General features: G+C 63.4%; 22 protein-coding genes. 8 read left to right on the forward strand and 14 right to left on the reverse strand.

The features are described 5' to 3' along the window. Positions 1-30 precede the first annotated feature (30 nt). Both A0U94_RS11605 and A0U94_RS11610 read left to right on the forward strand, forming a co-directional pair. Positions 31-2748, forward strand: coding sequence for a DNA translocase FtsK (locus tag A0U94_RS11605; protein ID WP_077803956.1), 2718 nt, complete (start codon positions 31-33; stop codon positions 2746-2748). Continuing rightward, on the forward strand, positions 2738-3529 hold the full coding sequence (locus A0U94_RS11610; protein ID WP_077803451.1) for an RluA family pseudouridine synthase: 792 nt from the start codon (positions 2738-2740) through the stop codon (positions 3527-3529). Before A0U94_RS11605 ends, A0U94_RS11610 begins: the two co-directional genes overlap by 11 nt. Here the strand turns inward: A0U94_RS11610 and A0U94_RS11615 are convergent. From A0U94_RS11615 to A0U94_RS11670, 12 genes are all read right to left on the reverse strand, one after another. Further along, positions 3520-4290 carry a DUF4097 family beta strand repeat-containing protein gene (locus A0U94_RS11615; RefSeq protein ID WP_244178002.1) on the reverse strand — a complete coding sequence of 257 codons (771 nt, stop codon included), beginning with the start codon at positions 4288-4290 and terminating at the stop codon, positions 3520-3522. The genes A0U94_RS11610 and A0U94_RS11615 overlap by 10 nt on opposite strands. Further along, entirely contained in the window at positions 4277-4696 is a 420-nt protein-coding gene (locus tag A0U94_RS11620) for a hypothetical protein (protein WP_077803452.1), read from the reverse strand. The genes A0U94_RS11615 and A0U94_RS11620 overlap by 14 nt, the downstream gene beginning before the upstream one ends. Before the next feature lie 140 nt (positions 4697-4836). Continuing rightward, a complete protein-coding gene (locus A0U94_RS11625; RefSeq protein ID WP_062029939.1) occupies positions 4837-5259 on the reverse strand; it encodes a hypothetical protein in 423 nt (140 codons plus the stop codon). 87 nt (positions 5260-5346) lie between these two features. Further along, positions 5347-6774 (reverse strand): sugar porter family MFS transporter, encoded by a 1428-nt coding sequence (locus A0U94_RS11630; RefSeq protein WP_077803453.1) that lies wholly within the window; start codon positions 6772-6774, stop codon positions 5347-5349. A gap of 87 nt (positions 6775-6861) precedes the next feature. After that, positions 6862-7881: an asparaginase gene (locus A0U94_RS11635; protein ID WP_077803454.1), complete on the reverse strand. Its 1020-nt coding sequence runs from the start codon at positions 7879-7881 to the stop codon at positions 6862-6864. A gap of 19 nt (positions 7882-7900) precedes the next feature. Next, entirely contained in the window at positions 7901-8356 is a 456-nt protein-coding gene (locus A0U94_RS11640) for a hypothetical protein (RefSeq protein WP_077803455.1), read from the reverse strand. A gap of 5 nt (positions 8357-8361) precedes the next feature. Continuing rightward, positions 8362-8916 carry a Fur family transcriptional regulator gene (locus tag A0U94_RS11645; RefSeq protein WP_062031242.1) on the reverse strand — a complete coding sequence of 185 codons (555 nt, stop codon included), beginning with the start codon at positions 8914-8916 and terminating at the stop codon, positions 8362-8364. A 57-nt stretch (positions 8917-8973) separates the two neighbouring features. Continuing rightward, positions 8974-10842 carry a phosphoenolpyruvate--protein phosphotransferase gene (gene ptsP, locus A0U94_RS11650; RefSeq protein ID WP_276329209.1) on the reverse strand — a complete coding sequence of 623 codons (1869 nt, stop codon included), beginning with the start codon at positions 10840-10842 and terminating at the stop codon, positions 8974-8976. Further along, complete coding sequence (locus tag A0U94_RS11655) at positions 10829-11119, reverse strand: HPr family phosphocarrier protein (RefSeq protein ID WP_062031235.1); 291 nt, start codon at positions 11117-11119, stop codon at positions 10829-10831. Before A0U94_RS11655 ends, ptsP begins: the two co-directional genes overlap by 14 nt. 14 nt (positions 11120-11133) lie before the next feature. After that, positions 11134-11574, reverse strand: coding sequence for a PTS sugar transporter subunit IIA (locus tag A0U94_RS11660; RefSeq protein WP_077803457.1), 441 nt, complete (start codon positions 11572-11574; stop codon positions 11134-11136). Further along, the gene (gene rapZ, locus A0U94_RS11665; protein ID WP_062031228.1) at positions 11571-12551 is read right to left on the reverse strand and encodes an RNase adapter RapZ; all 981 of its coding nucleotides are present in this window, start codon (positions 12549-12551) and stop codon (positions 11571-11573) included. Before rapZ ends, A0U94_RS11660 begins: the two co-directional genes overlap by 4 nt. Before the next feature lie 47 nt (positions 12552-12598). Further along, positions 12599-13060, reverse strand: a complete 462-nt coding sequence (locus tag A0U94_RS11670; RefSeq protein ID WP_077803458.1) for an HPr kinase/phosphorylase — start codon at positions 13058-13060, stop codon at positions 12599-12601. A gap of 92 nt (positions 13061-13152) precedes the next feature. On the opposite strand from A0U94_RS11670, the gene A0U94_RS11675 reads away from it, so the two are divergent. Further along, positions 13153-13503: a RidA family protein gene (locus A0U94_RS11675; protein WP_077803459.1), complete on the forward strand. Its 351-nt coding sequence runs from the start codon at positions 13153-13155 to the stop codon at positions 13501-13503. Positions 13504-13672: 169 nt separating this feature from the next. Next, positions 13673-14044, forward strand: coding sequence for a UrcA family protein (locus tag A0U94_RS11680; protein ID WP_077803460.1), 372 nt, complete (start codon positions 13673-13675; stop codon positions 14042-14044). Positions 14045-14178: 134 nt separating this feature from the next. On the opposite strand, the gene A0U94_RS11685 is transcribed toward A0U94_RS11680, so the two are convergent. Both A0U94_RS11685 and A0U94_RS11690 read right to left on the reverse strand, forming a co-directional pair. Further along, complete coding sequence (locus tag A0U94_RS11685) at positions 14179-15882, reverse strand: stimulus-sensing domain-containing protein (RefSeq protein WP_369827262.1); 1704 nt, start codon at positions 15880-15882, stop codon at positions 14179-14181. Between the two features lie 153 nt (positions 15883-16035). Beyond that, positions 16036-16806, reverse strand: coding sequence for a response regulator transcription factor (locus A0U94_RS11690; protein ID WP_062031216.1), 771 nt, complete (start codon positions 16804-16806; stop codon positions 16036-16038). Positions 16807-16968: 162 nt separating this feature from the next. Between A0U94_RS11690 and A0U94_RS11695 the strand changes: the two genes are divergently transcribed. The 4 genes from A0U94_RS11695 (at position 16969) to thrS (ending at position 21738) form a co-directional block, all read left to right on the forward strand. After that, positions 16969-17634, forward strand: coding sequence for a nucleotide exchange factor GrpE (locus tag A0U94_RS11695; RefSeq protein WP_197460377.1), 666 nt, complete (start codon positions 16969-16971; stop codon positions 17632-17634). A gap of 80 nt (positions 17635-17714) precedes the next feature. Beyond that, complete coding sequence (locus A0U94_RS11700; protein ID WP_077803462.1) at positions 17715-18635, forward strand: glycosyltransferase family 9 protein; 921 nt, start codon at positions 17715-17717, stop codon at positions 18633-18635. Then, entirely contained in the window at positions 18632-19687 is a 1056-nt protein-coding gene (locus A0U94_RS11705) for a glycosyltransferase family 2 protein (protein ID WP_077803463.1), read from the forward strand. The genes A0U94_RS11700 and A0U94_RS11705 overlap by 4 nt, the downstream gene beginning before the upstream one ends. A gap of 113 nt (positions 19688-19800) precedes the next feature. After that, entirely contained in the window at positions 19801-21738 is a 1938-nt protein-coding gene (gene thrS, locus A0U94_RS11710) for a threonine--tRNA ligase (RefSeq protein WP_077803464.1), read from the forward strand. The last annotated feature ends 100 nt before the right edge of the window (positions 21739-21838 follow it).

Here is a 21838-nt window from a genome sequence, read left to right on the forward strand (position 1 = left end):
TTGGCCGCGTTCAGCCGATCGACCAGTACAGTGCGCAACATCGTCCGCGACGCGCATGACCGGCACATGACACCAAAACTGCGCAGCGCCCTGCGCGCCCGCTGCATGGAGCTTCTCGGGCTGGTCCTGCTGATCTTCGCCGTAGCGGTCGGGATCGCGCTGTGGAGCTTCAATCCGCACGATCCGTCCTTCAACACCTCGACGGGAACGCAGCCGACGAACCTTCTGGGGCGCACGGGCGCGACCATTTCGGATGGTCTGATCCAGTGGCTCGGCCTCGGCAGCGGCATGCCGATCGTCATCCTGCTGGCCTGGGCCTGGCGCATGGTCCGCCATCACGGCATGAGCCTTCCGATCCTGCGGATCGTGGCTGCCCTCGCCCTGCTCCCCGCCGCCGCGACCTTCATCGGTACGCTCCAGCTTCTCATCCCCGGCCTGCAGGTCGGCTGGCCGACCGCCAGCGGTCTGGGCGGGGAAATGGGCGTCTCCTTTGCCCACCGCCTGCTTGATGCCGCCCATGCCGAAGCCGGGGCCGCCGGAAATGCGATTGCCGTTCTTCTCGTCCTGCTGCTGATGGGCCTGCTTCTGCCGCTGGCAATGGGTCTCGAAGCCCGCGAATGGCGCGCTCTGGGCAAGACGGCCATGGTTCTGGGCCGCCAGCCTTTTGCAATCGCAAAACGCATGAACGGCCCGCAGACATCCGATCGCCCCGCGCCCGACCCGCGCCTGTACGAATTCCAGCCAAGCCCCACCGGTGGCGCTCCCGCCGCGGATGCAGCGCCCCTGTCCTTCCTGCGCCGCAGCTTCGGCAAAAGCGATCCGCAGTCGCGTCCGGCGCCATTCGTGCCGCAGAACACCGGCTGGATGCAGCCCCCCATGGACACGCAGGACGATCCCTACAGCCAGCCCGCCGCGGAGACGCGCCCGGTCAGCCGGACGGAAGCCGCAGCCGCCCGCGCCCGCCAGATCACGCCTGCGGAAGAAGAAGACGCGCCGTCCAATCCCTATGCCGAACGTCTGGCCCAGATCGCCCGCCAGCGCGACACGCCGCTGCCAGCCGTGCGCCGTCAGATCGACGACGAAATGGACGAGGAACTGCCCCAGAGCAGCATCGACACGCCGCCCGAACCCGAACCGCAGAAGCGCGGCCTGTTCGGAATGCGCCGTCCGGAACGTCCGCCCGAACCTGTTGCCCCCCGCCCTGCCGCGCCGCGCAATGCCGTGGCGACGGGCTGGGAACTGCCCCCGCTCGCCCTGCTGAACCCGCCGCCACCGCATGCCGTGACGGGCCCTTCGCAGGAAACGCTGCAATCCAACGCCCGCCTGCTGGAGAGCGTTCTGGCCGATTACGGCGTACAGGGCACGATTGGCGACATCCATGCCGGTCCGGTCGTCACGCTATACGAACTCGAACCCGCACCAGGCATCCGCTCGTCCCGCGTGATCGGGCTCGCCGATGACGTGGCACGCTCGCTTTCGGTTCTGAGCGTGCGTATCGCCACCGTGCCTGGACGCAACGTCATCGGCATCGAGGTGCCCAACGCCAAGCGCGAGACGGTCTATTTCTCCGAACTGCTCCGCACGCCGGAATGGCAGAACGGAAACGGCCGCCTGCAGATCGCGCTCGGCAAGGACATCGCCGGCGTTCCCGTCTATACCGACCTTGCGAAAATGCCGCATCTGCTCGTCGCGGGTACGACGGGTTCGGGTAAGTCGGTCGGCGTGAATGCCATGATCCTGTCGCTTCTCTACCGGCTCAGCCCGGAAGAGTGCCGCCTGATCATGATCGACCCCAAAATCCTCGAACTGTCGATCTATGACGGAATTCCGCATCTCCTGACCCCCGTCGTGACGGAACCGACCAAGGCCGTCAGCGCGCTCAAATGGACCGTGCAGGAAATGGACCGCCGCTACCGCCTGATGGCGCAGCTTCAGGTCCGCAACATCAACGGCTACAACGAACGCGTGAACCAGCTCCGCTCTTCGGGCGAGATGGTCACCAAACGCGTCCAGACCGGCTTTGACCCCGAAACGGGCCGCCCGGTGTTTGACGAACAGCAGGTCGCCACGGAAAACCTGCCCTATATCGTCGTCGTCATCGACGAAATGGCCGACCTGATGATGGTCGCGGGCAAGGAAATCGAGACGGCCGTGCAACGTCTGGCCCAGAAGGCCCGCGCCGCCGGCATCCACGTCATCATGGCCACGCAGCGTCCGTCCGTTGACGTCATCACCGGCACCATCAAGGCGAACTTCCCGACCCGGATCTCCTTTCAGGTCATCAGCAAGTTCGACAGCCGCACAATCCTTCAGGAACAGGGCGCCGAACAACTTCTGGGCCAGGGTGACATGCTCTTCATGCAGGGCGGTGGCCGCATCACGCGTGTCCATGGCCCGTTTGTGGCCGATGATGAAGTCGAAGCCGTCGTGGCCGATCTGCGCTCCAAGGGCGACCCGATCTACAACGACGACGTGGTGTCGGGACAGGACGACGACAGCGCGGGCGGCCTGACGGCAGGAAGCGGCTCGGGCGGTGACGGTGAAGGCACCCTCTTCGACCAGGCCGTGGACATCGTCATGCGCGAAGGCCGCGCCTCCACAAGCTTCATCCAGCGCCACCTCTCCATCGGATATAACCGCGCGGCCAAGCTGATCGACCAGATGGAAAAGGAAGGCATCATCGGTGCCGCAAACCATGTGGGCAAACGCGAAATCCTTGTCCGCCGCAAGGAAGACCATGAAGACTGACCGGAAAGACCGGATCCGACGCGCAAAAGCCGCGCGCAATTCACACAAGCCCCGCCGTCTGCCAGAACAGACCGCCCCCAACGCTCCGGAAGGCCCACGCACCCCGTTTCATCCAGGAGCAGACCTCCCCATCCTGCTGGAAACCCCGCGCTTCCTGATTCTGGACAAACCCACCGGTCTGGCCGTCCACCCCGGCCCCTCCACGCAGGATTCTGTTGAAACGCGGCTGCTCCCACATCCGCGTGGAGGACCGTGGCTGGCGCACCGGCTGGACACGGACACGTCCGGCTGCCTGCTGGTTGCACGACGCAAGACAGCGCTGATCGAGGCGCAGGCGGCGTTTCAGCAACGGCAGGTTCGCAAGCTCTACTGGGCGGTTGTGGTAGGAAATCTGTCGCAGGACAGCGGCGAGATCGACGCGCCGCTTCTGCGGAAGTCCGGTCCCTCGGGCTGGCGCATGGTTGTGGACGCGAAGGGCGATGAGGCCCGGACGCGCTGGCGTGTGCTGGGACGTGGCAAAAATCTGTGCTGGGTGGAGCTGGAGCTGCTGACGGGGCGGACCCATCAGGCGCGCATCCATTGCGCGGAACTGGGAACGCCGATCCTTGGCGATGCGGTTTACGGCGCTTCGGCAGGGTCTTTTTTGCCGGGGCTGCATCTTCTGGCCCGTAGTCTGGAACTGAACCTGTCGTCCGACACGCTCGCTGCGGAAGCATCCCCGCCGGATTTCATGGCGGAGACGCTGCGACGGATGGGCTGCGAGGGAGCGGCTCAGTCCTGAACGAGCTTCAGGGTTCCAAGTACGCTGTGGATAATGACGTGATCGCGGCCATCCCCGACCTTGCCGGTGGCCGTGATTGTACGGACCTCTTCTGACCCGCCGGATTCCTTTTCCCAGTTTCCTGTCTGCACCGTCAAACCGAGCGACTGCTCAAGCGGCAGCGTCTTGTCCGAGCGGCGCTGTCTCAGGTGGATGTCAAAGGTCCCGCCAAAGCCATGAGGCAGGTTGAGCGTCATGTCGCCGCTAACCGTGCCGATATCAATCGTGCGCATCTGCGGTGCGGCCTCAAGCGTGAGGGTCGTATCCCCACTGACGCTGCGGAGCATGACATCACGGGTGGCATGGTTGAGCGTGCTGTCACCGTTCATGGTACGGATCGAGGTCGCGCCGTCAGAGTGATCGAGCGTGACATCGCCGCTGGCGCTGCGAATTTCGACGGCAGTCGTCGCATGATCCACATCCAGCGTACCGTTGACCGTATGAACGTCGAGCGGCCCTCTGGACTGCCTGATATGGATATCGCCGCTGACGGTCCTCACGGACAGTGCGCCATCTGACGTCCCGATGCTGACATCTCCGCTGATGCTGGAAATTTTTCCGCCCTCTGGCAGGGCAGACAGGGAAATGTCGTCCGAAGTCGAGGACTGGTTCAGAGGCGCGGCGCAGACCGGAAAGACCAGTGCGGTGCCAAGTGCGAGGACAGGGAGGGAAAGCGCAAAGCGGTTCATGGTCAGGACCTTTCGGACTTCAGCAGCCTGCAACAGGGCGGTTCAGCAGGGCGGCGTGCACACCACGGGCAATCGCCCAGGCCGTCAGAATGCCCCAGGCCAGTGTCAGCCCCCAGGGCACCACCATGAACACCAGTCCAAGGCCGCCCGTGATGGCGCCCAGACCCGCGACCATGAAATGGATGGTCCCGATCACAGTCAGGGCGAGCAAACCGTACCAGAACATCCGCACCTGCCAGTCGAGCTGCGTGCGCGTCAGGCCCGTGGCGGAACGACGGCTTTTATGCGCGATCATCACGCCAATCAGGGCCGTCACGCCCGTGAAAAATCCGGCGACATACAGCGCGTAGATCAGCAGGACCAGATCGCGGCCGCTCCGGGCGTCATCGCCGCGGCCATAGCGGCCTGCGGGTTCGTAAGGGGCGTAGGATGCGTACATGAGGGAGATATTCCTCTGAGAAAAACTCGACAGCAACCCTGATGCATGAACCGTGCCAGATCCGGATTCCAGCCATTCTGACAAATGGAGTCCGTCTGGCCGTTTTGGAAAATGGCGGATTACGCCAGTTCCCGGCAGACCTATTCCGCCAATCCCCGGAAACGTTCGGGAAGCGGCCCGCTTCCTGCGAGAATCCCCCGTACGCCCACAACCAGCGAGACCAGCAGAACAATGTTCCAGATCGCGAAAATGCCGATCGGCAGCAGGAACAGAAGCTGGCCGGGACCGGAACTTCCGGGCGGTTCCGTCAGGAAGCACGCCAGAAACAGGGCGGCGGAACCAATGATGAAAGCGACGTCATACCAGAACAGGCGTACCAGCCAGTTCAGATGCATCCGCTCAACCCCGACGCTTGATCTGCGCAAAAGATAGGCCACAATCACACCCGCCAAAAGGCTGATCCCCGTGAAGAAACGGGCGATGTACAGCGCATAGACGAGCAGGACGCCACTTCTGCCGATGACCGGGCTGGAGCCTTGGGAGGATCTGGAAAATTCGCTCAAGCGCGTCTCCTGATGGAAGGTTCAAATGAAAACGCCCGACCAGAGAGGCCGGGCGCAAGATCACGCGATGGTGATGGCCCGCAGATGTCAGCGGCCCAGTTTGCGGAGTTTCACGCCCGACATGAGCCGCTTTTCAATGACGGCAAGGGACATCCCCCGCGTCTCTGGGACGAACAGGATTGTCAGCAGCAGGAACAGGGCATTCAGTCCGGCAAACAGCCAGAACGTGCCGGCCGTACCGAGGGTCTGCATGAGGGTAAGGAAGCTCACCCCGACCAGAAGATTGGTCATCCAGTTGGTAAAGGTCGAAATGGCGATCCCGAAGTCACGACCGCCGAGCGGCTGGATTTCGGAGCACAGCACCCACATCAGCGGGCCGGCCGACATGGCAAACCCTGCACAGAAAATCATCAGCAGGAATACGGCCGCGATCTGGGAGGACTGCGTGGTCATGCCGGTCTGGAGCAGGAGCGCCAGAATGCCCATGCCAAACGCCATGACGGTAAAACCCGCATAAAGGATCGGCTTACGACCCCAGCGATCGACCAGCCCCACGGCCACGAAGGTCGCCAGCATGTTCACCAGACCGATGATGGCCGTGCACCACATCTGGGACTGCGGATCGAAATGCGCCGCCGCGAGAATGTTGGGCGCGTAATACATGACGATGTTGATGCCTGCGAGCTGCTGCATCATCTGGAGCATCACGCCCAGCGCCACGGAGCGGCGGAAGTTGGGATTGGTGCGGAAGAGCTTGAAACCCTCCTGCTTCGTCTCGAGTTGCTCGCGGATGGCGCGGATTTCCTTCGCGGCCGTCAGCGGGTCATCCCGCAGGTCGAGCAGGATCTGCCGCGCTTCCTTGTGACGTCCCTGCGCCATCAGCCAGCGCGGGCTGTAGGGCAGGAACAGCACGCCGATCAGGAACAGAATGGCCGGAATGCCCGCCACGCCAAACATCCAGCGCCAGTTGCCGCTATAGGAAAAATACGTGTCGGACAGGAAGGCGATGAAAATGCCGACCGTCACCATGAGCTGATAGGTCGAGACCATCGCCCCGCGTGCATCCTCGCTGGCAATTTCGGACAGATACAGCGGGGCGGTGAAAGCGGAAATCCCGACCGCGATGCCCATGACAACCCGAAAGGAAATCATGGACGCGACCGACCAGCTCATGGCGCAGCCGATCGTGCCGATCACGAAAATCGTGCCTCCCACAATCAGTGAGTGTTTGCGTCCGAGGGTCTTGGACATCCAGCCCGCACTCAGAGCCCCTGCCGCCGCCCCGGCCATCATGGAACTGACAACCCATTCCAGTGCGATGGTGGAGGCGTTGTATTCCTTGCCGAACAGGTCCAGCGCCCCTGCCACCACACCGATATCAAGCCCGGACATGAGACCCGCCAGCGCGGCGATCACACCGATGGCAATGATCTTGAAGCGCGTTGCGTCGAAAATGGATGTACTGTTGTCATCCTGCGGCGAAATGGTCTCTGTCATTCCGGGCTGATCGTTCATAGGGCAGTGCGTTCCTCTTGCTCAGTCATAAAATGACATCAATCTTTCAGGCGGATGTCATATCCGTAACCTATAACACAAAACCGTTTACAGCGTGAGCGCACTGCGGAGTTCGCCGACGGTGAACCCGTTCCAGTTCCGCATGGTCTGCACAGCGGTTGCGTCCAGAATGTCGCGGTCTGCGGCGTCCCGGCACAGCGTCTCACCCCCGAAGCGACGCAGCAGGGCGGACAGTGCGACTTCCGCCGCGCGGTTGGCGCCATCATCGGTCTTGATGGCCAGACCCAGTCCCAGCTCCGGCAGGGACGCGATCATCACGCCTTCCGCGCCCATCTTCACAAAAGCCCGCGTGCCGAACCGGTCCATGATTTTCGTGTCATAGCGCCCCGTCCCGGCGACCATGAACGGATGGGCCGCCACGGCCTCACGAAGACGTGTGGCCGCACGGAAACGCCCTTCGGACAATCCGGTTCCAGCTCCAAATCTTGCAAAACCTTTCGCAAGCGCTTTCAGCGGAACAGCATAGGTCGGCATGGAACAGCCATCCATGCCCCGGTTGGCGTCATCATGCGGCGTGTCCATCATGGCGGCCAGCACATCCGTCACGCGGCGCTGGATCTCGTGGGACGGGTCGATATAGCCGGTCGGATCGACGCCCTGATCGCAGGAGAGGCACACCATGCCCGCGTGTTTGCCCGAACAGTTGTTATGCAGCGGACAGACCTCCTGATGCGCGGCCGCCAGCGCCCGGCCAGCCGGTTCATAGGTCGGCCAGTGCGTTCCACATTCCAGAGACCCGACATCGCGGCCGACCGACGCCAGCATCGTGGCAGCCATTTCGGTATGGGCTTTCTCGCCACCATGCGAGGCGCAGGCAAGCGCCAGGGCATCGCTGCTCAGGCCAAGACGGTCCGCCGCACCGCTTTCCACCAGTTCGATCGCCAGCAGGGATTTGACGGTCGACCGCGGAAACACCGCTGCGTCCACATCCCCACACGACCAGACCACGCCACCATCGGCATCCACGACGACCGCCCGGCCCAGATGATGGGATTCGACGCGTCCGCCGCGCGTAACCTCGGCCAGAAGGCCCGACTGTGCTGCCATATGATACTCTCCCTGCCTCTCATGATGTTTCCGGACCGAGCACATAGCACGGACGGCCGTCCTGACGATCCGCCGTCAGCCAGGGCTGGATCAGACGCCGCCGGACACGCACGATGCCCAGATCTTCCGCAACCGGAGCATCCGCAAGATCCTGCGCCAGATGCGCGGCCGTGCGGAACATGAGGCTTTCCGTCAGAGGCAGGCCATTTTCCGCGAACCTCCTGGCGCTGACGATATCCGTCAGATGATACACAAATGCCTCCCCCGACGGAGCACGGAACCCGACAGGGTTCAGCAGACAGGCCTCGACCTCATTTGCGTCCAGATGCGTCAGCGGTGGCGTCCAGCCCAGAAGATCCGGCTGGTCGGTCGAGGTGGAAGAAACGCGAGGCGGCGTGTTCTGCGCGCGCGGGCGGCGGGACTGGGGCAGCGTTTCAAACAGTGGTGCCGACGACGGGGAACGACGGCGGCCCATGCGTCTCAGCCTGCAGCGGTTTTCGGGCGGCGTACCGGCTGGATACCGGCTTTCTGGCAGGCCACGCACAGGCCTTCAATCTCGACGGTCGCCGCCTCGGCCCTGAAGCCCATGCTTTGCGCCGCACGGGTCAGGACCGGAGCAATGGATTCCTGCTCCAGCTCCCACGCCCGGTCACAGCCCCGGCAGATCAGAAACTGCGCCCGGTGCATTCCGCCTTCGTCATGGTGGTTGCAGCCATGCGGACACTCCACGGCATGCGAACAGCCCACGAAGGCGCTCAACCGCTCCAGACGGTGGATCAGGCTGTTTTCCAGCAGGAAATCCAGCGCCCGGTACACGGTGGGCGGGGCGGCTTTCGGGTGGGCCGGGCGCAGTCTGGCCAGAAGATCATAAGCCCCGGACGGCTTCTCGCTGGACAGGATCAGCCCCAGCACCTGACGACGCGTCTCGGTCAGGCGCTGCCCGTTGCGCTGGCACCACTCGGCCGTGAGGTCGAGGCGCTGTGTGACCTCGGGCGAAAAGACGAGCGTATCAGCAGTGGCAGAAGAATCCGGCATAAACGTCAATATGGCATCCCCGCCCCGCTTTGCCGAGAGACCCACGCGCAAACAGTGTCAGGTTGCGAACTGCCGCACCAGATCCTGGATCACCGCCGGATCGCTTTCCAGCATGACCTGGCGGCGAAGCTGGTCGCAGCCTTCGAGCGTCAGAGTTCGGATCAGGCGCTTCACACGCGGCAGGGAGGCTGAATTCATGGAAAAAGACCGCAGACCCAGACCGATCAGCAGCGCCACCACCCGCGGATCAGACGCCATTTCCCCGCAGACCGAAATCGGACGCCGCGCCCTCAGGGCCGAATCCGCCGCCGCCTCGATCAGCCGCAGCACCCCCGGATGAAGAGGGCTGTAGCGGTCCGCCACCATGGAATCCGAACGGTCCACGGCAAGCGTGTACATCGTCAGGTCATTGGTGCCGAGCGCCATGAAATCGGCATGCCGGGCCAGTGTATCCACCGTGAGTGCCGCGGCGGGGGTTTCGATCATGATTCCCAGCGGCGGCAGCGGATCGGGCAGGGTATGGCCCTTGCGCCTGAGCCGCCGCACGACACGGTCATAAATCTCCCGCGCTGCCACGATTTCGTCGGCGGCCGTCACCATGGGCAACAGAATCCGCACCGGCCCGATGGCCACACCCGCTTCAGGCTCAGCGGCCCGCAGGATCGCGGCGAACTGCGTCTCCAGCACGTCCGGCACCCGCAGAAGCAGACGCACGCCCCTCAGGCCCAGCGCAGGATTTCCACCATCCGCGACCTGCTCCGCCAGACCCAGCCTGCGCATGCAGGCCCGGCCTTTCTCGCCCCCCCAGTCCAGCACGCGTATCGTGACCGGGCGGCCGTCCATGGCCTGCACGATGGCACGATAGGCGTCGGTCTGGCCGTCTTCGTCCGGCAGGTCCTCGCGTTCGCCGAACAGGAACTCGCTACGGAGCAGGCCAATGCCCTTCGCGCCATTGCGCAGCAGCATCGGCATTTCCGCCGGCAGTTCCAGATTGGCCGCAAGCTCGATGTCCTCGCCGCTCTGAAGCTGGGCTGGCAGGCGCTTGAGCCGCCCGAACGCCCGCTTTTCCCTGACTTCGCGCTGCGCGGCTTCCGCCGCCAGACGCAGTTCGGTGTCGTTGGGCGACAGCGTGACGGTCCCCAGATGCCCGTCCACGACCAGCATCTCGCCTTCCTGAACCTGCGCCATGAGGTTCGGCACGGCGAGGATGGCAGGAATATCAAGCGCGCGCAGCAGGATCGCAGTGTGGTCCGCCCCGCCCCCGCCCTGCGTGACGACCGCCGCGATGCGCGCGGGGTCGATCATGGCGACATCGGCCGGTCGAAGCTGCTCCGCCACCAGGACGGAGCCGGGAGGCAGGCTGGAAAAAGCGCGGTAGGAAATTCCGGTCAGGTTCCGCATCAGGCGACGCCCGACTTCCTCGAACTCACCCGCGAGACGCAGATTGGCGTCGGCGTCCTGTGCGCTGTTCTCCCGCGCCACGGCCTCCGCCATGCGCGAGACCTGCGCCGCCAGCTCCTCCGTGACGTCCGAAACGGCCGCCTCCGCACAGAGCCCCTCACCCGCAATCCGCTCCCGCACCTGACGCACCAGCCGCGATGGGCCGAGCATGCGTTCATAGACCGTCAGAAGGGAGGCAATTTCCGCCCGGCCCTCTTCCGGCAGGCCGACCAGCCGGTCACGCATCTTCTCGATCTGGTGGAACGCCCGGGCGATGGCTTCGTCCAGACGGACGTTCTCCGCCTCCGGACCGATGGCGCTGTAGCGTTCGGTGATGTCGGGAAGGGGAAGTTCCTCAACACGTCCGGCGGGACCGAGCGCCATACCGGGCGTGATGGCCTTGCCCTGAAGGAACGTACTTGACGATGCGCTGCGGCGAGACGGCCGGGAAGAGCGGCGCCGGGGTGGAGCTTCAGTCACGCTCACCAAATCCATCCGCGATCAGGGCTTGCAGAGCGTCGAGCGCCTCGACCGCCTGAGGCCCGTGCGCACGGAGCGTAACGCTCTGTCCTTCCCCAGCCCCCAGCATCATCAGACCCATGATTGACAGGGCGGAGACGACATTGGAGCCGTGGGCAATCGTGGTCTCGGCATCGAAACGCTCGGCAGTGGTCACGATCTTGGCGGCAGGTCGGGCATGAAGGCCCAGATGGTTGACGATGCTGACAGTGCGCGGCGGAACGGACAGGGTCGTATCACTCATTCAGCGAACTCGATTCAATGAACCGGCAGCGTACAGGCACGCGGCCCTCCATGGAGGCAGGGAGCGGGAAGCTGTGACGCCACGGCGATATACTTCCGCCCCGCCATTGTGGCCTTTTCCACGCAGCCTGCAAGATCCAGATCGCGGCGCGTTTTCGCCAGCTTGACCAGCATCGGCACATTCACGCCCGACACGACCTCGACATGCCCCGGCTCCCGCAGTGACAGCGCCAGATTGGAGGGCGAACTTCCGAAAATATCGGTCAGCACCAGAACGCCATCGCCAGTATCGAGGCGCTGGAGCAGGCGCTCAGCCGCCGGGCGCAGCATGGCGGGATCATCGTCATCTCCAACGCCGACAACACCGACCTGCGTCTGCGGACCCACGACATGGACCAGCGTTTCCAGCAGGACATCGCCAAGACGCCCATGCGTTATCAGCATCAGTCCGATCATACCGTTCTGTCCTGTAAAGAAAGATCCTGTGAAGGGTCCTGCGGGGGGACGGCCCAGCGCCGGGGGGCCAAGCCTTTGCGGGCGAGTTCGCGGTGCAGCACCATCATCGGCCCGACCGGCATGGCTTTGGGGAGAATACGGGCCAGTTCTTCCACGATCGTCACCGAACGGTGGCGCCCGCCGCTGCATCCGATGGCGATGGTGGCATATTTCTTGCCTTCCGCGACGAAACGGGGAAGCACGAGCTCCAGCAGGCTCTGGATATGTCCGAAAAACGCGGGATAGGCCGGGTCTGACTTCACGTACTGCACCACTGCCTCATCCAGTCCGGTCATGGGCTGGAGGAGCGGATCATAATGCGGATTACGCAGGAAACGTGCATCGAAAACCATGTCCGCCTCGCGCGGCAGACCCGACGGATAGGCAAAGGACATCAGTGCAACCGTCAGCCCGTCTCCGTGCGCGCTGCCAAAGCGCGTCTCGATCAGCTGGCGCAGCTCCGGCGAGGGCAGGTCGGACGTGTCGATGACCAGATCCGCATTGGCGCGCAGGGGGGCCAGAAGGGCGGTTTCCTGTTCGATTCCGGGAAGGATAGTGCCGCTGGTGACCAGCGGATGGCGGCGACGCGTGGCGGTAAAGCGGCGCAGGAGGATTTCAGGCTCGGCGGTGGCGTAGAGAAGCTGCACCACACAGTCAGGCAGGAGGCGAAGGCGCTCCAGTTCTTCGAGAACGCGGGAGGCTTCGAACCCGCGGCTGCGGACATCGATCCCGATGGCCAGATTCTGTCCGGCGCGTGAGGCGAGCGCCTGGATCAGGTTCAGGGGTGGGTTATCCACGACCTCGTGACCCAGATCTTCCAGAACCCGCAATATGGATGATTTTCCCGCCCCGGACAGACCCGTCACGATCAGGATCCGACGGGACCCGTGACCATAGCCGGATAAGGAGCCAGACTCGGGATGGTTCGCCGATGCCATGCCACACTCTAGCCTTTTTTCTTTCGGTACGGAACTATTTCACATCTTCACATTTCTTCAACATTTTCTCCCGCCCCTGCGACCCACTCGTAAGAGCCGCAACAGGCCTTGAGAGCCGCCCTGATCCGCGCCACCGTTCCCGGAAAACCGGGCTCCAGAGACAGCATCACCGCCCCCGTCCAGGGATCCCGACACGCCTCGGGAAGACGCGGCTGTCCCTGCCCCAGACACACCCGCAAACTCACTGGCACCTTCGTGACAAAAGGTGTCCGTAAAATTCCCACGCCCCGGACTTCGATCAGTCCCGCAAGCCGCGCCGGGGCCGAGGCGACCGCGCCATCGAGCAGCACGCGGTCATCCGCCACGAGGTCAAAACCCGCGTCCATCAGCCGCAGGGCCAGTTCCGATTTCCCCGAGCCAGATGGCCCTGAAATCAGGACACCCGCCCCGTTCCACGCCACACAACTTGCATGGACCGAACCTTCAGACAGGGATGGTGGAACGGACATGACGGATTGCGACCTCCTCGGGAGCAGACTAAGACCTTGAGCCGGACAGGGGCATGACGGACCTCTGACATGGATCAGGAGTCCGAACCACCATGGGCGCATCCTCCCCTTCCCCGACCGTCACCGTACATGGAGACGAGGTCACCTGCACCGATTTCAGCGGCTTCAGCCCGGAAGGGGATCGCCCCGGACGGCTGGCGGATGAATGTCAGGCGGCACTCTCGGCCATTTCTCTGGCGCTGGCCGATCATGGCCTCACGCTGGACCACACCCGGCATGTCGCGGCGATGATCCGCGAGGGGCAAACCTTCAGCCAGTGCCAGGCAGCCCTGAATGAGGCTCTGGGTGCGGCCAAACCCGCACTGACCCTGCGGATCGTACAGCGTTTTCCCCTTCCCGAACAGCGCATCGCCCTCAGCCTGACAGCTACACCACACGAATAATGGGATAATACGCCACTTCATGGCGTATTTTGTAATTTTATCGGAACAATTCGTTTTCAATCCTTATGAAATCGAATTTTTCTGAGCGAAAATAAAAACTGGCACGCTTCCTGCATTGAAGATTTCCAGACGCAATCAGCGTCGGAACTGACTTCAGGAACGTCGTGCCATGATCCGTTTTTCCACTCTGCTGCTCTGCGCGCTCTCCACCGCCAGCCTTGCCCTGCCGCTTCAGGCCGCTGATGCCGCTCCCACCGGGATCGGTACGACCAGCACGGAAATCGACCTCTCGTCGCTGGACCTCACGGCCACGCGGGACTGGACAATCGCCAACCAGAAGATTGCCCGCGCCTCCCATGCCGTCTGCCAGAAGCTCATTCAGGACAACTGGCTGCCGGACACCGAAGCTGCCGACTGCGAGCAGGACGCTTTCAGCCATGCCCATGAAGATCTTTACGCCCTCCGGGACCAGCAGCGCACCCTTCATCAGAGCGGCCATCAGAACGGCCATGTGCTCCTCGCCCTTTCCGCCGGGAAGTGAGACCCGTGTCCCGGCCCGCCTTTGCGGCCCTGGTTCTGGCGCTGCCTTTTGCGGCGGCCCTTGTTCCGGGCGCGATTGCAGGCCTGTCCCCGGAGCCAGCGATCAGCATCCAGAGCGCTGCCCGGCTGGCAGCATCAGGACGCGCGGGGGAGCCGCACCACGAAACAGGCACCCCGGATCGCACCGGACGCATCCATCCGGTTCTCGGCGAACAGATTGCCGCGCAGGGCGTGAATGATCTGCCGGCTGATCGCGAGCCCGAGGCCGGAATGCTGGCCGAAGTTCTCGGTCTGGGGCCGCTCTGAATAGAAACGGTCGAAAATGCTGTCGAGCTTTCCGGGCGGAATGCCAGGGCCCTGATCGGTAATGGTGATTTCCACCACGCTCCCCGTCCCGGGCCCGCTCCCGGCAATATCGCGCGCACTGGCATGCAAGGCGATGATGCCCTTCGGCGGTGAGAACGAGACCGCGTTGCCAATCAGGTTCCGCAACACCTGAACCAGACGGTCCTCCACGGCCAGCGCCTTGAGCGGCGGGTCCTGATCGCGGACGTCCAGCCGAAGCACGGGGTCGTTTTCCCGGCGGGTGGTCTGGTGCATTTCCGCAAGGATGGACAGGAGCGCCACGACCGAAACGGGCTCGGGGCGCACGCGGGACAGCTCTGCATCAATCCGGCTGGCGTCGGAAATGTCGGTAATCAGACGGTCCAGCCGTTTGACGTCACTGTTGATGATCCCCATCAGCCGTTCGCGACGCTCGGCGATCTGGATACGCGGCAACGTCTCGATAGCGGAGCGGATGGAGGAAAGCGGGTTCTTGATTTCGTGACTCACATCAGCGGCGAAGCGTTCGATGTCGTCCATCCGCGCCCAGAGCGCCAGCGCACTGCCCCGGAGCGAGCGGGCCAGAACGCCAATCTCGTCCCGACGGATCAACAGCCGCTCGGGCACCAGGTCCTTGCGGCCATCCGTCTCGCGCATGTCGTTGGACGCCCGCGCCAGCGTCAGGAGCGGGCGGGCGATCGTGAGCGACAGATACCACGACAGCAGCACCGTCACGACAAGCGCCGCGAGAACCAGCGACAGGATCGAGGAGCGGACGGCGAACAGCGTGCGGTCCACCTCCGGCGCATGGCGCGTCAGCTGGATTTCCCCGACCGTCACGCCATCACGCACGACCGGCTCCACCACCGTCACGACAAGCTGATGGTCTTTTGTCCGTCGGATAAAGGGCGGCAGCTCGGCCTGTGACTGGAGCGGCCGGGCATCATGCGGGCCGTCCATGGCGGTATCGTTGGTGTCGAGCGTGACTTCCTCGCTGGAGGTCAGCGGCAGGAGCGACAGCAGCCAGTCGTAGAAACTTTCCAGAATATTGTTGCGCGGCGGCTGCCACGGCGTGCCATCGACGGGGTCGGGGAGCGCATGGTCCTGTTTGCGGCGAGAGGCTGTACGGCTGTCCACGACAAGCTTGCCATCCGGATCGAACAGCAGGGCGTGAGCATTCGGACTCGGTTCGGTCAGGCTGGCCAGAAGCGGCCGGGCCTGCGCGACATCCAGCTCCAGATTACCCCCGGGCGCGGGATGGCCCGGCCCGTGCGCGTTCACCCGCACAGCGGACTGGCCAAGGGCACCTGCATAAATATGCGCCTGTTCACGCAGGGCGTTGACGTCGGTTTCCAGCAGGCCGTTCTGGAACTGGTCCAGAAACAGCAGCGTGACGGCCAGAAGAGCGAGCGGCAGGGCGTTCAGCAGCAGGATCCGCACCAGAAGCGGGGACGCCAGACGCCGCCGCGATAGCGAGATTTCCGAAGCCCGCCGCGGGCGCAGGCGCTTCAGGATCTTTGCGCCGACCTTCCGCAGGGACTCGCCCAGCCCCGCCCGCAGAGCAGCCCGGGCCGATTCGGCACGCCGCCGGTCCCGGCCCTGTTCCAGCCGGTCGGCATCGAGAATATGGCCTGTCGGAAAAGCCCCCGAATCATCATCCACGCGCGCTTACTCGTCCCGGTAGCGGTAGCCGATGCCGTACAGCGTCTCGATCTGGTTGAACTCGTCGTCCACCTGACGGAACTTCTTGCGGACGCGCTTGATGTGGCTGTCGATTGTGCGGTCATCGACATAGATATTGTCGCCATAGGCGGCATCAATGAGCTGATCGCGCGACTTCACCATCCCCGGACGCAGGGCCAGAGCCTTGACCAGCAGGAACTCCGTGACCGTAAGCGCAATATCCTGCCCGTCCCACAGGCACTGATGGCGCGTCTCGTCCAGCGAGAGCTTGCCCCGCACGATGGCGGAGCCAACGGCTGCCACACCCGTGGCCTCGGCCCGGCTGGCATCCTGACGGCGCAGCAGGGCGCGGATGCGCTCGATCAGCAGACGCTGGGAGAAGGGCTTGGTGATGTAGTCGTCAGCCCCCAGACGCAGGCCCATGAGCTGATCCAGCTCCTCGTCCTTGGACGTCAGGAAAATGACCGGCAGGTTCGAGCGCGACCGCAGGCGCTGGAGCAGTTCCATGCCATCCATGCGCGGCATCTTCACATCCAGAACCGCAAGGCTGACGGGGCGCGAGGTGATGCCCTGCAACGCGCTTTCGCCGTCGGTATAGGTGTGGACGGTAAATCCTTCGGCTTCGAGCGTCATCTGGACGGACGCGAGAATGTTCCGGTCATCGTCCACCAGCGCGATGATCGGCGCGGCGGAAGCTCCGGGCGGCGTCTGCGAGGCAGGCGCGGGCGGCGCGTAGGGGGTTCGGGGCGTCTCCATGAGGGGTCCGTCTGCTGAGAACTGTTGCGGCTTTTTACCTATAACCCATGATCCATGATGGCGGAAAATAGGCTTTTCAATGACATGATGCGTCGTTATGCGACGGCGCAACCCTTGTCTTTAGGACAATCAGCGTTATCTCCTGAAGAAGAACGGGGCCGCATGATGGCCCGTCCCACCAAAGAAGGTCGTGACATGACAGACCACAACGCCTCGCCGGAAACGGCCCACGACGTGCCTGAACAGGGCGTCGAGACCTCCGGCCACGAAACGCCGGGCATGAACGAAACTGGCGGAGAAACGCTGGAAGAGACGACTCCCGAAGCCCGGATCGAGGCTCTTGAAGCCCAGGTTGCGGAACTCAAGGACCGCTGGGTCCGTTCCGAGGCCGAAAGCCAGAACATCCGCGCCCGCGCCAAGCGCGACATCGAGGATGCGCGCCAGTACGCCATCCAGAAATTCGCCCGCGACGTGGTGGAAGCCGCTGACAATCTTGAGCGCGGTCTGGCCTCCCTGCCCGCAAAGACAGAAGGTGAGGACGTCCTCATCACGAAGCTGCGCGAGGGAATCGAGGGCACACAGCGTTCGTTCCTCGGCATTCTCGAACGCAACGGCATCACCTGCGAAGACCCTACCGGCAAGCCGTTCGACGCCAACCTGCATCAGGCGATGGCGGAACAGCCGTCCGACCAGCATCCGTCAGGCCATGTCATGCAGGCCTGGACGCCAGCATGGCTGCTCAAGGGACGCCTGCTGAAGCCCGCCATGGTCGTGGTCGCCAAGGGCGAACCGGCTGCAGCACCGCAGGGCGTCGACACCACGGCCTAATTGGCCACAGGGTCGATTTTCTTTGCGGAACGCCAGCCGGGAACGGTTGGCGTTCCGCAACACCCTGCTAAAGTCGGCTCATGAGTCGCATACTTGTCATAAAGCTCGGCGCGCTGGGCGATTTCGTTCAGGCTTTCAGCGCTTTCGCGTCCATCCGGGCTGCCTTCCCCCACGCCACGCTGAACCTTCTGACGACCGCGCCTTTCGTGGATCTGGCCCGCGCCGCGCCATGGTTCGACGAAGTCCTCACGGATGACCGCCCGTCGATGGGCAATCTGCCGGGGCTGTGGCGCCTGTCGCGCAAGCTGCGCGGCTATGACCGGGTCTTCGATCTTCAGACTTCGGGACGGTCCAAAACCTATTTCCGCCTCGCAGGACAGCCCGCAAACTGGTCTGGCATTTCCGATGGCTGCTGCCATCCGCACGGCAATCCATCACGCAACGCCATGCACACGCTGGCCCGGCTCGACGACCAGCTGCATGATGCCGGGGTCACCCCCCTGCCGCGCAGTGTTCCGCGCTGGCTTCAGGGCTATGGGCCGGACATTGCTGTCCCCTATGCCGTTCTGGTACCGGGCGCAGCCCCTCACCGCCCCCAGAAAAGATGGCCGAGTGCCCGCTTTGCCGAAATTGCAAAATCCCTTGCCGCGAAGGGCATCCGTCCGGCCATCGCAGGAACCCGGACCGAAGCGCCTTTGGCCCAGGACATTCTGCGCGTCTGCCCAGCAGCCCTCGACCTGACGGGCCAGACCACGATGGTCGAACTCGCGGGCGTACTCGACCGCGCCTGCCTCGTGATCGGCAACGACACCGGCCCGATGCATCTGGCGGCCGCGATGGATACACCCTGCCTCACGCTTTTCGGCCCGGACAGCGATCCGCGCCTGACGGCACCCCTCACCCCTACGGCAGGCCGGACGGAGCTGATCGTGGTGCCCGATCTGGCGATGCTGCCCGTAGAACGGGTCGAGACCTGCATGGACGCCCTGCTGTCCCGATGACCCGAATCCGCTGCGTCATGATGCAGAAGAACGAGGCGACCCTGCTGGAGCCGTGGATTCTGTGGCACGCGGCGATTTTCGGTTTTCCCAGCCTGACCGTGATCGACAATGGTTCGACTGACCCCGCCGTTCTGGAGATCCAGAGCCGGTATGAGGAAAAGGGCGTGCGGATCATCCGCGATCACGCATCGCACAGCGATTTCCTGCACAAAGGCGAGGTCATCGCCAACATCATCCGTCAGTGGGATGCAGAAGAGTCCTACGATTTTGCCGTCCCGCTGGACTGCGACGAGTTCCTGACGGTTTTTCTGGACCAGCTTTCGCTCGACCCGGACGTTATTCGACGGCAGTTCGACTATCTGAAGCAGGAAAACGCGACCTTCATCACCGAACGCCTGCTGCTGAACGTGCCGGAAGCACCGGATTACTACCGGCCCCAGATTGTCCGGCGCGGTCTGTTCCGGGCGCATACGATCGTCAGTCTGGACCGCGGCTTTCACAACCCGCAGAGCATTTATCCCAACCGTTATGTCCGCACGCCTTTCGTGTATCTGCATCTGCACAACCGGCCGGACTACGAAGACATCCGTCGTTTCGCCCGCCAGAAACTGACCGCCACGGACACCGGCGCACAGCCTGAACATCCCAAAGACGGCACGCATCTGCATTATTATTTCAACGCCAGCTATCAGGACTTTCTCGCCAGTTACAGCCTGACGCCGGATCTGTATGCGCCCATGATCGCGCAGCGCTTTCGGGATCTGGGTGTTGATCCGGACATCCTGTTGGGCACGGGAGAGAGCGTTCCGCACCCTCCCCTCAGCATCCCGTCCGGCTTTGTGGCCCATCGGGCACGCGATAACGGGCAACAGCACGAGTATCGGGTTTTCGATCCGCTGTATTATGCCCAAAGCAACCCGGATGTGACGCAGGACGACTATTACGGGATCTGGCCCCTCATCCATTATGTCACGCTCGGATGGGACGAAGGGCGGCAGCCCGATCCCCATGATGGGCCTGCGCTCGTGCTGCGGATAGACAAAGCGACCTGAAAACGGTCCGACTGTCCGTCTGGGGGTTGCGGCGGGACGGGGATTGAGGCCATTTACCCGTTCATTTTTCGGCAGAGCGATCTGCCGTTCCCACTCGCACAGGAGCGATCTCCATGCCCGCCATCACACTCCCCGACGGAAGCGTCCGCACATTCGACGGGACGGTGACGGGCACGACGATCGCCGCCTCCATCGGACCGGGCCTCGCCAAGGCAGCCATGGCGATGGAAGTGGACGGCAAGCCCGTCGATATCAGCACCGAAATCAGCAGTGACGCGTCCGTAAAGTTCGTCACCCGCAAGGATGAAGACGCGCTGGAAATGATTCGCCATGACGCGGCGCATGTTCTGGCCGAAGCCGTGCAGTCCCTGTGGCCTGAAACGCAGGTCACGATCGGGCCGAGCATCAAGGACGGGTTCTATTACGATTTCTCCCGTGAGAAGCCGTTCACCCCGGAAGACTTCCCGGCCATCGAAGAAAAAATGCGCGAGATCGTTGCGGCCAATACGCCGTTCGTCCGCGAGGTCTGGGACCGTGACGAAGCCATCCGCTTCTTTGAAGAGAAGGGCGAGGACTTCAAGGCCCAGCTCATTCAGGACCTGCCGGAAGACGAGCAGATCTCGATCTATCGTCAGGGCGAATGGCTCGACCTGTGCCGTGGCCCGCATCTGCGCACCACCGGCGATGTCGGCACGGCGTTCAAGTTGATGCGCGTGGCTGGCGCTTACTGGCGCGGCGACCATCGCAACCCCATGCTGACCCGCATCTACGGCACCGCCTGGCGCGACAAGAAGGAGCTGGACGCCCATCTCCTGCGCCTTGAGGAAGCCGAGAAGCGCGATCATCGCCGCATCGGGCGCGAAATGGACCTCTTCCACATTCAGGAAGAAGCCGTCGGACAGATCTTCTGGCACCGCAAGGGCTGGCGCCTCTACACGGTCCTTCAGGACTACATGCGCCGTGCGCAGGAGCGGAACAACTACGAGGAAGTCCGCACCCCGCAGCTCGTGGATCGCGCGCTCTGGGAAGCCTCGGGCCACTGGGACAAGTATCGCGAGAACATGTTCATCGCGACCGTCGAGGACGAAGACAAGACCCTCGCACTCAAGCCCATGAACTGCCCGTGCCACGTGCAGATCTTCCGTCACGGCCTGCGCTCCTATCGTGAGCTGCCGCTGCGGATGGCGGAATTCGGCGCCTGTCACCGTTACGAGCCGTCAGGTGCCCTGCACGGCATCATGCGTGTGCGCGGCTTCACGCAGGACGACGCCCATATCTTCTGCACGGACGACCAGATCGCGGACGAAACCGCGAAATTCGTGAAGATGCTGGCCGAAGTTTACACGGATCTCGGATTCGAGAGCTTCCGCGTGAAGTTCTCCGACCGTCCGGAAACGCGTGCGGGTTCGGACGAGGTCTGGGATCGTGCGGAAGGCTCGCTCAAGAAAGCCTGCGAGATCGCGGGCGTTGAATACGAGTACAATCCGGGCGAAGGCGCGTTCTACGGTCCGAAGCTCGAATTCGTGCTGACGGATGCCATCGGTCGTGACTGGCAGTGCGGCACGCTTCAGGTGGATTACGTTCTGCCGGAGCGTCTGGACGCCTCTTACATCGGCGAGGACAGCAACCGTCATCGTCCGGTCATGCTGCATCGCGCGATTCTCGGCAGTTTTGAGCGCTTCATCGGTATCCTGATCGAGCAGTATGCCGGCAAGTTCCCGCTCTGGCTGGCACCCACGCAGGTTGTTGTGGCGTCAATCGTCTCCGACGCTGGCGATTATGCCAACGAAGTCGCCGCGACCCTCAAGGCCGCGGGACTCCAGGTCGAGACCGACATCCGCAGCGACAAGATCAACGCCAAGATCCGCGAACACAGCCTGGCGCGCGTTCCGGTCATCCTTGTGGTGGGTCGTCGCGAAGCCGAGGAACGCAAGGTCGCCATGCGGCGTCTGGGCGGCGCGACGCAGGAAATTCTCTCGCTCGACGAGGCCGTTGCGGCTCTTGCGAAAGAGGCTCAGGCCCCCGACATCGCACGCGCGACAAAGGATTGAACGTAATCCCCTTGCACCGGGCGTAAGGCAGGACTATGTGCAGAAGGAACGGGATCGGAACTGGCCGTATCCCGCCTTTCTTCGTGAAGGCGGATGCAGG

The sequence above is a fragment of the Gluconobacter albidus genome (genome assembly GCF_002005485.1).
GTDB lineage: Bacteria > Pseudomonadota > Alphaproteobacteria > Acetobacterales > Acetobacteraceae > Gluconobacter > Gluconobacter albidus.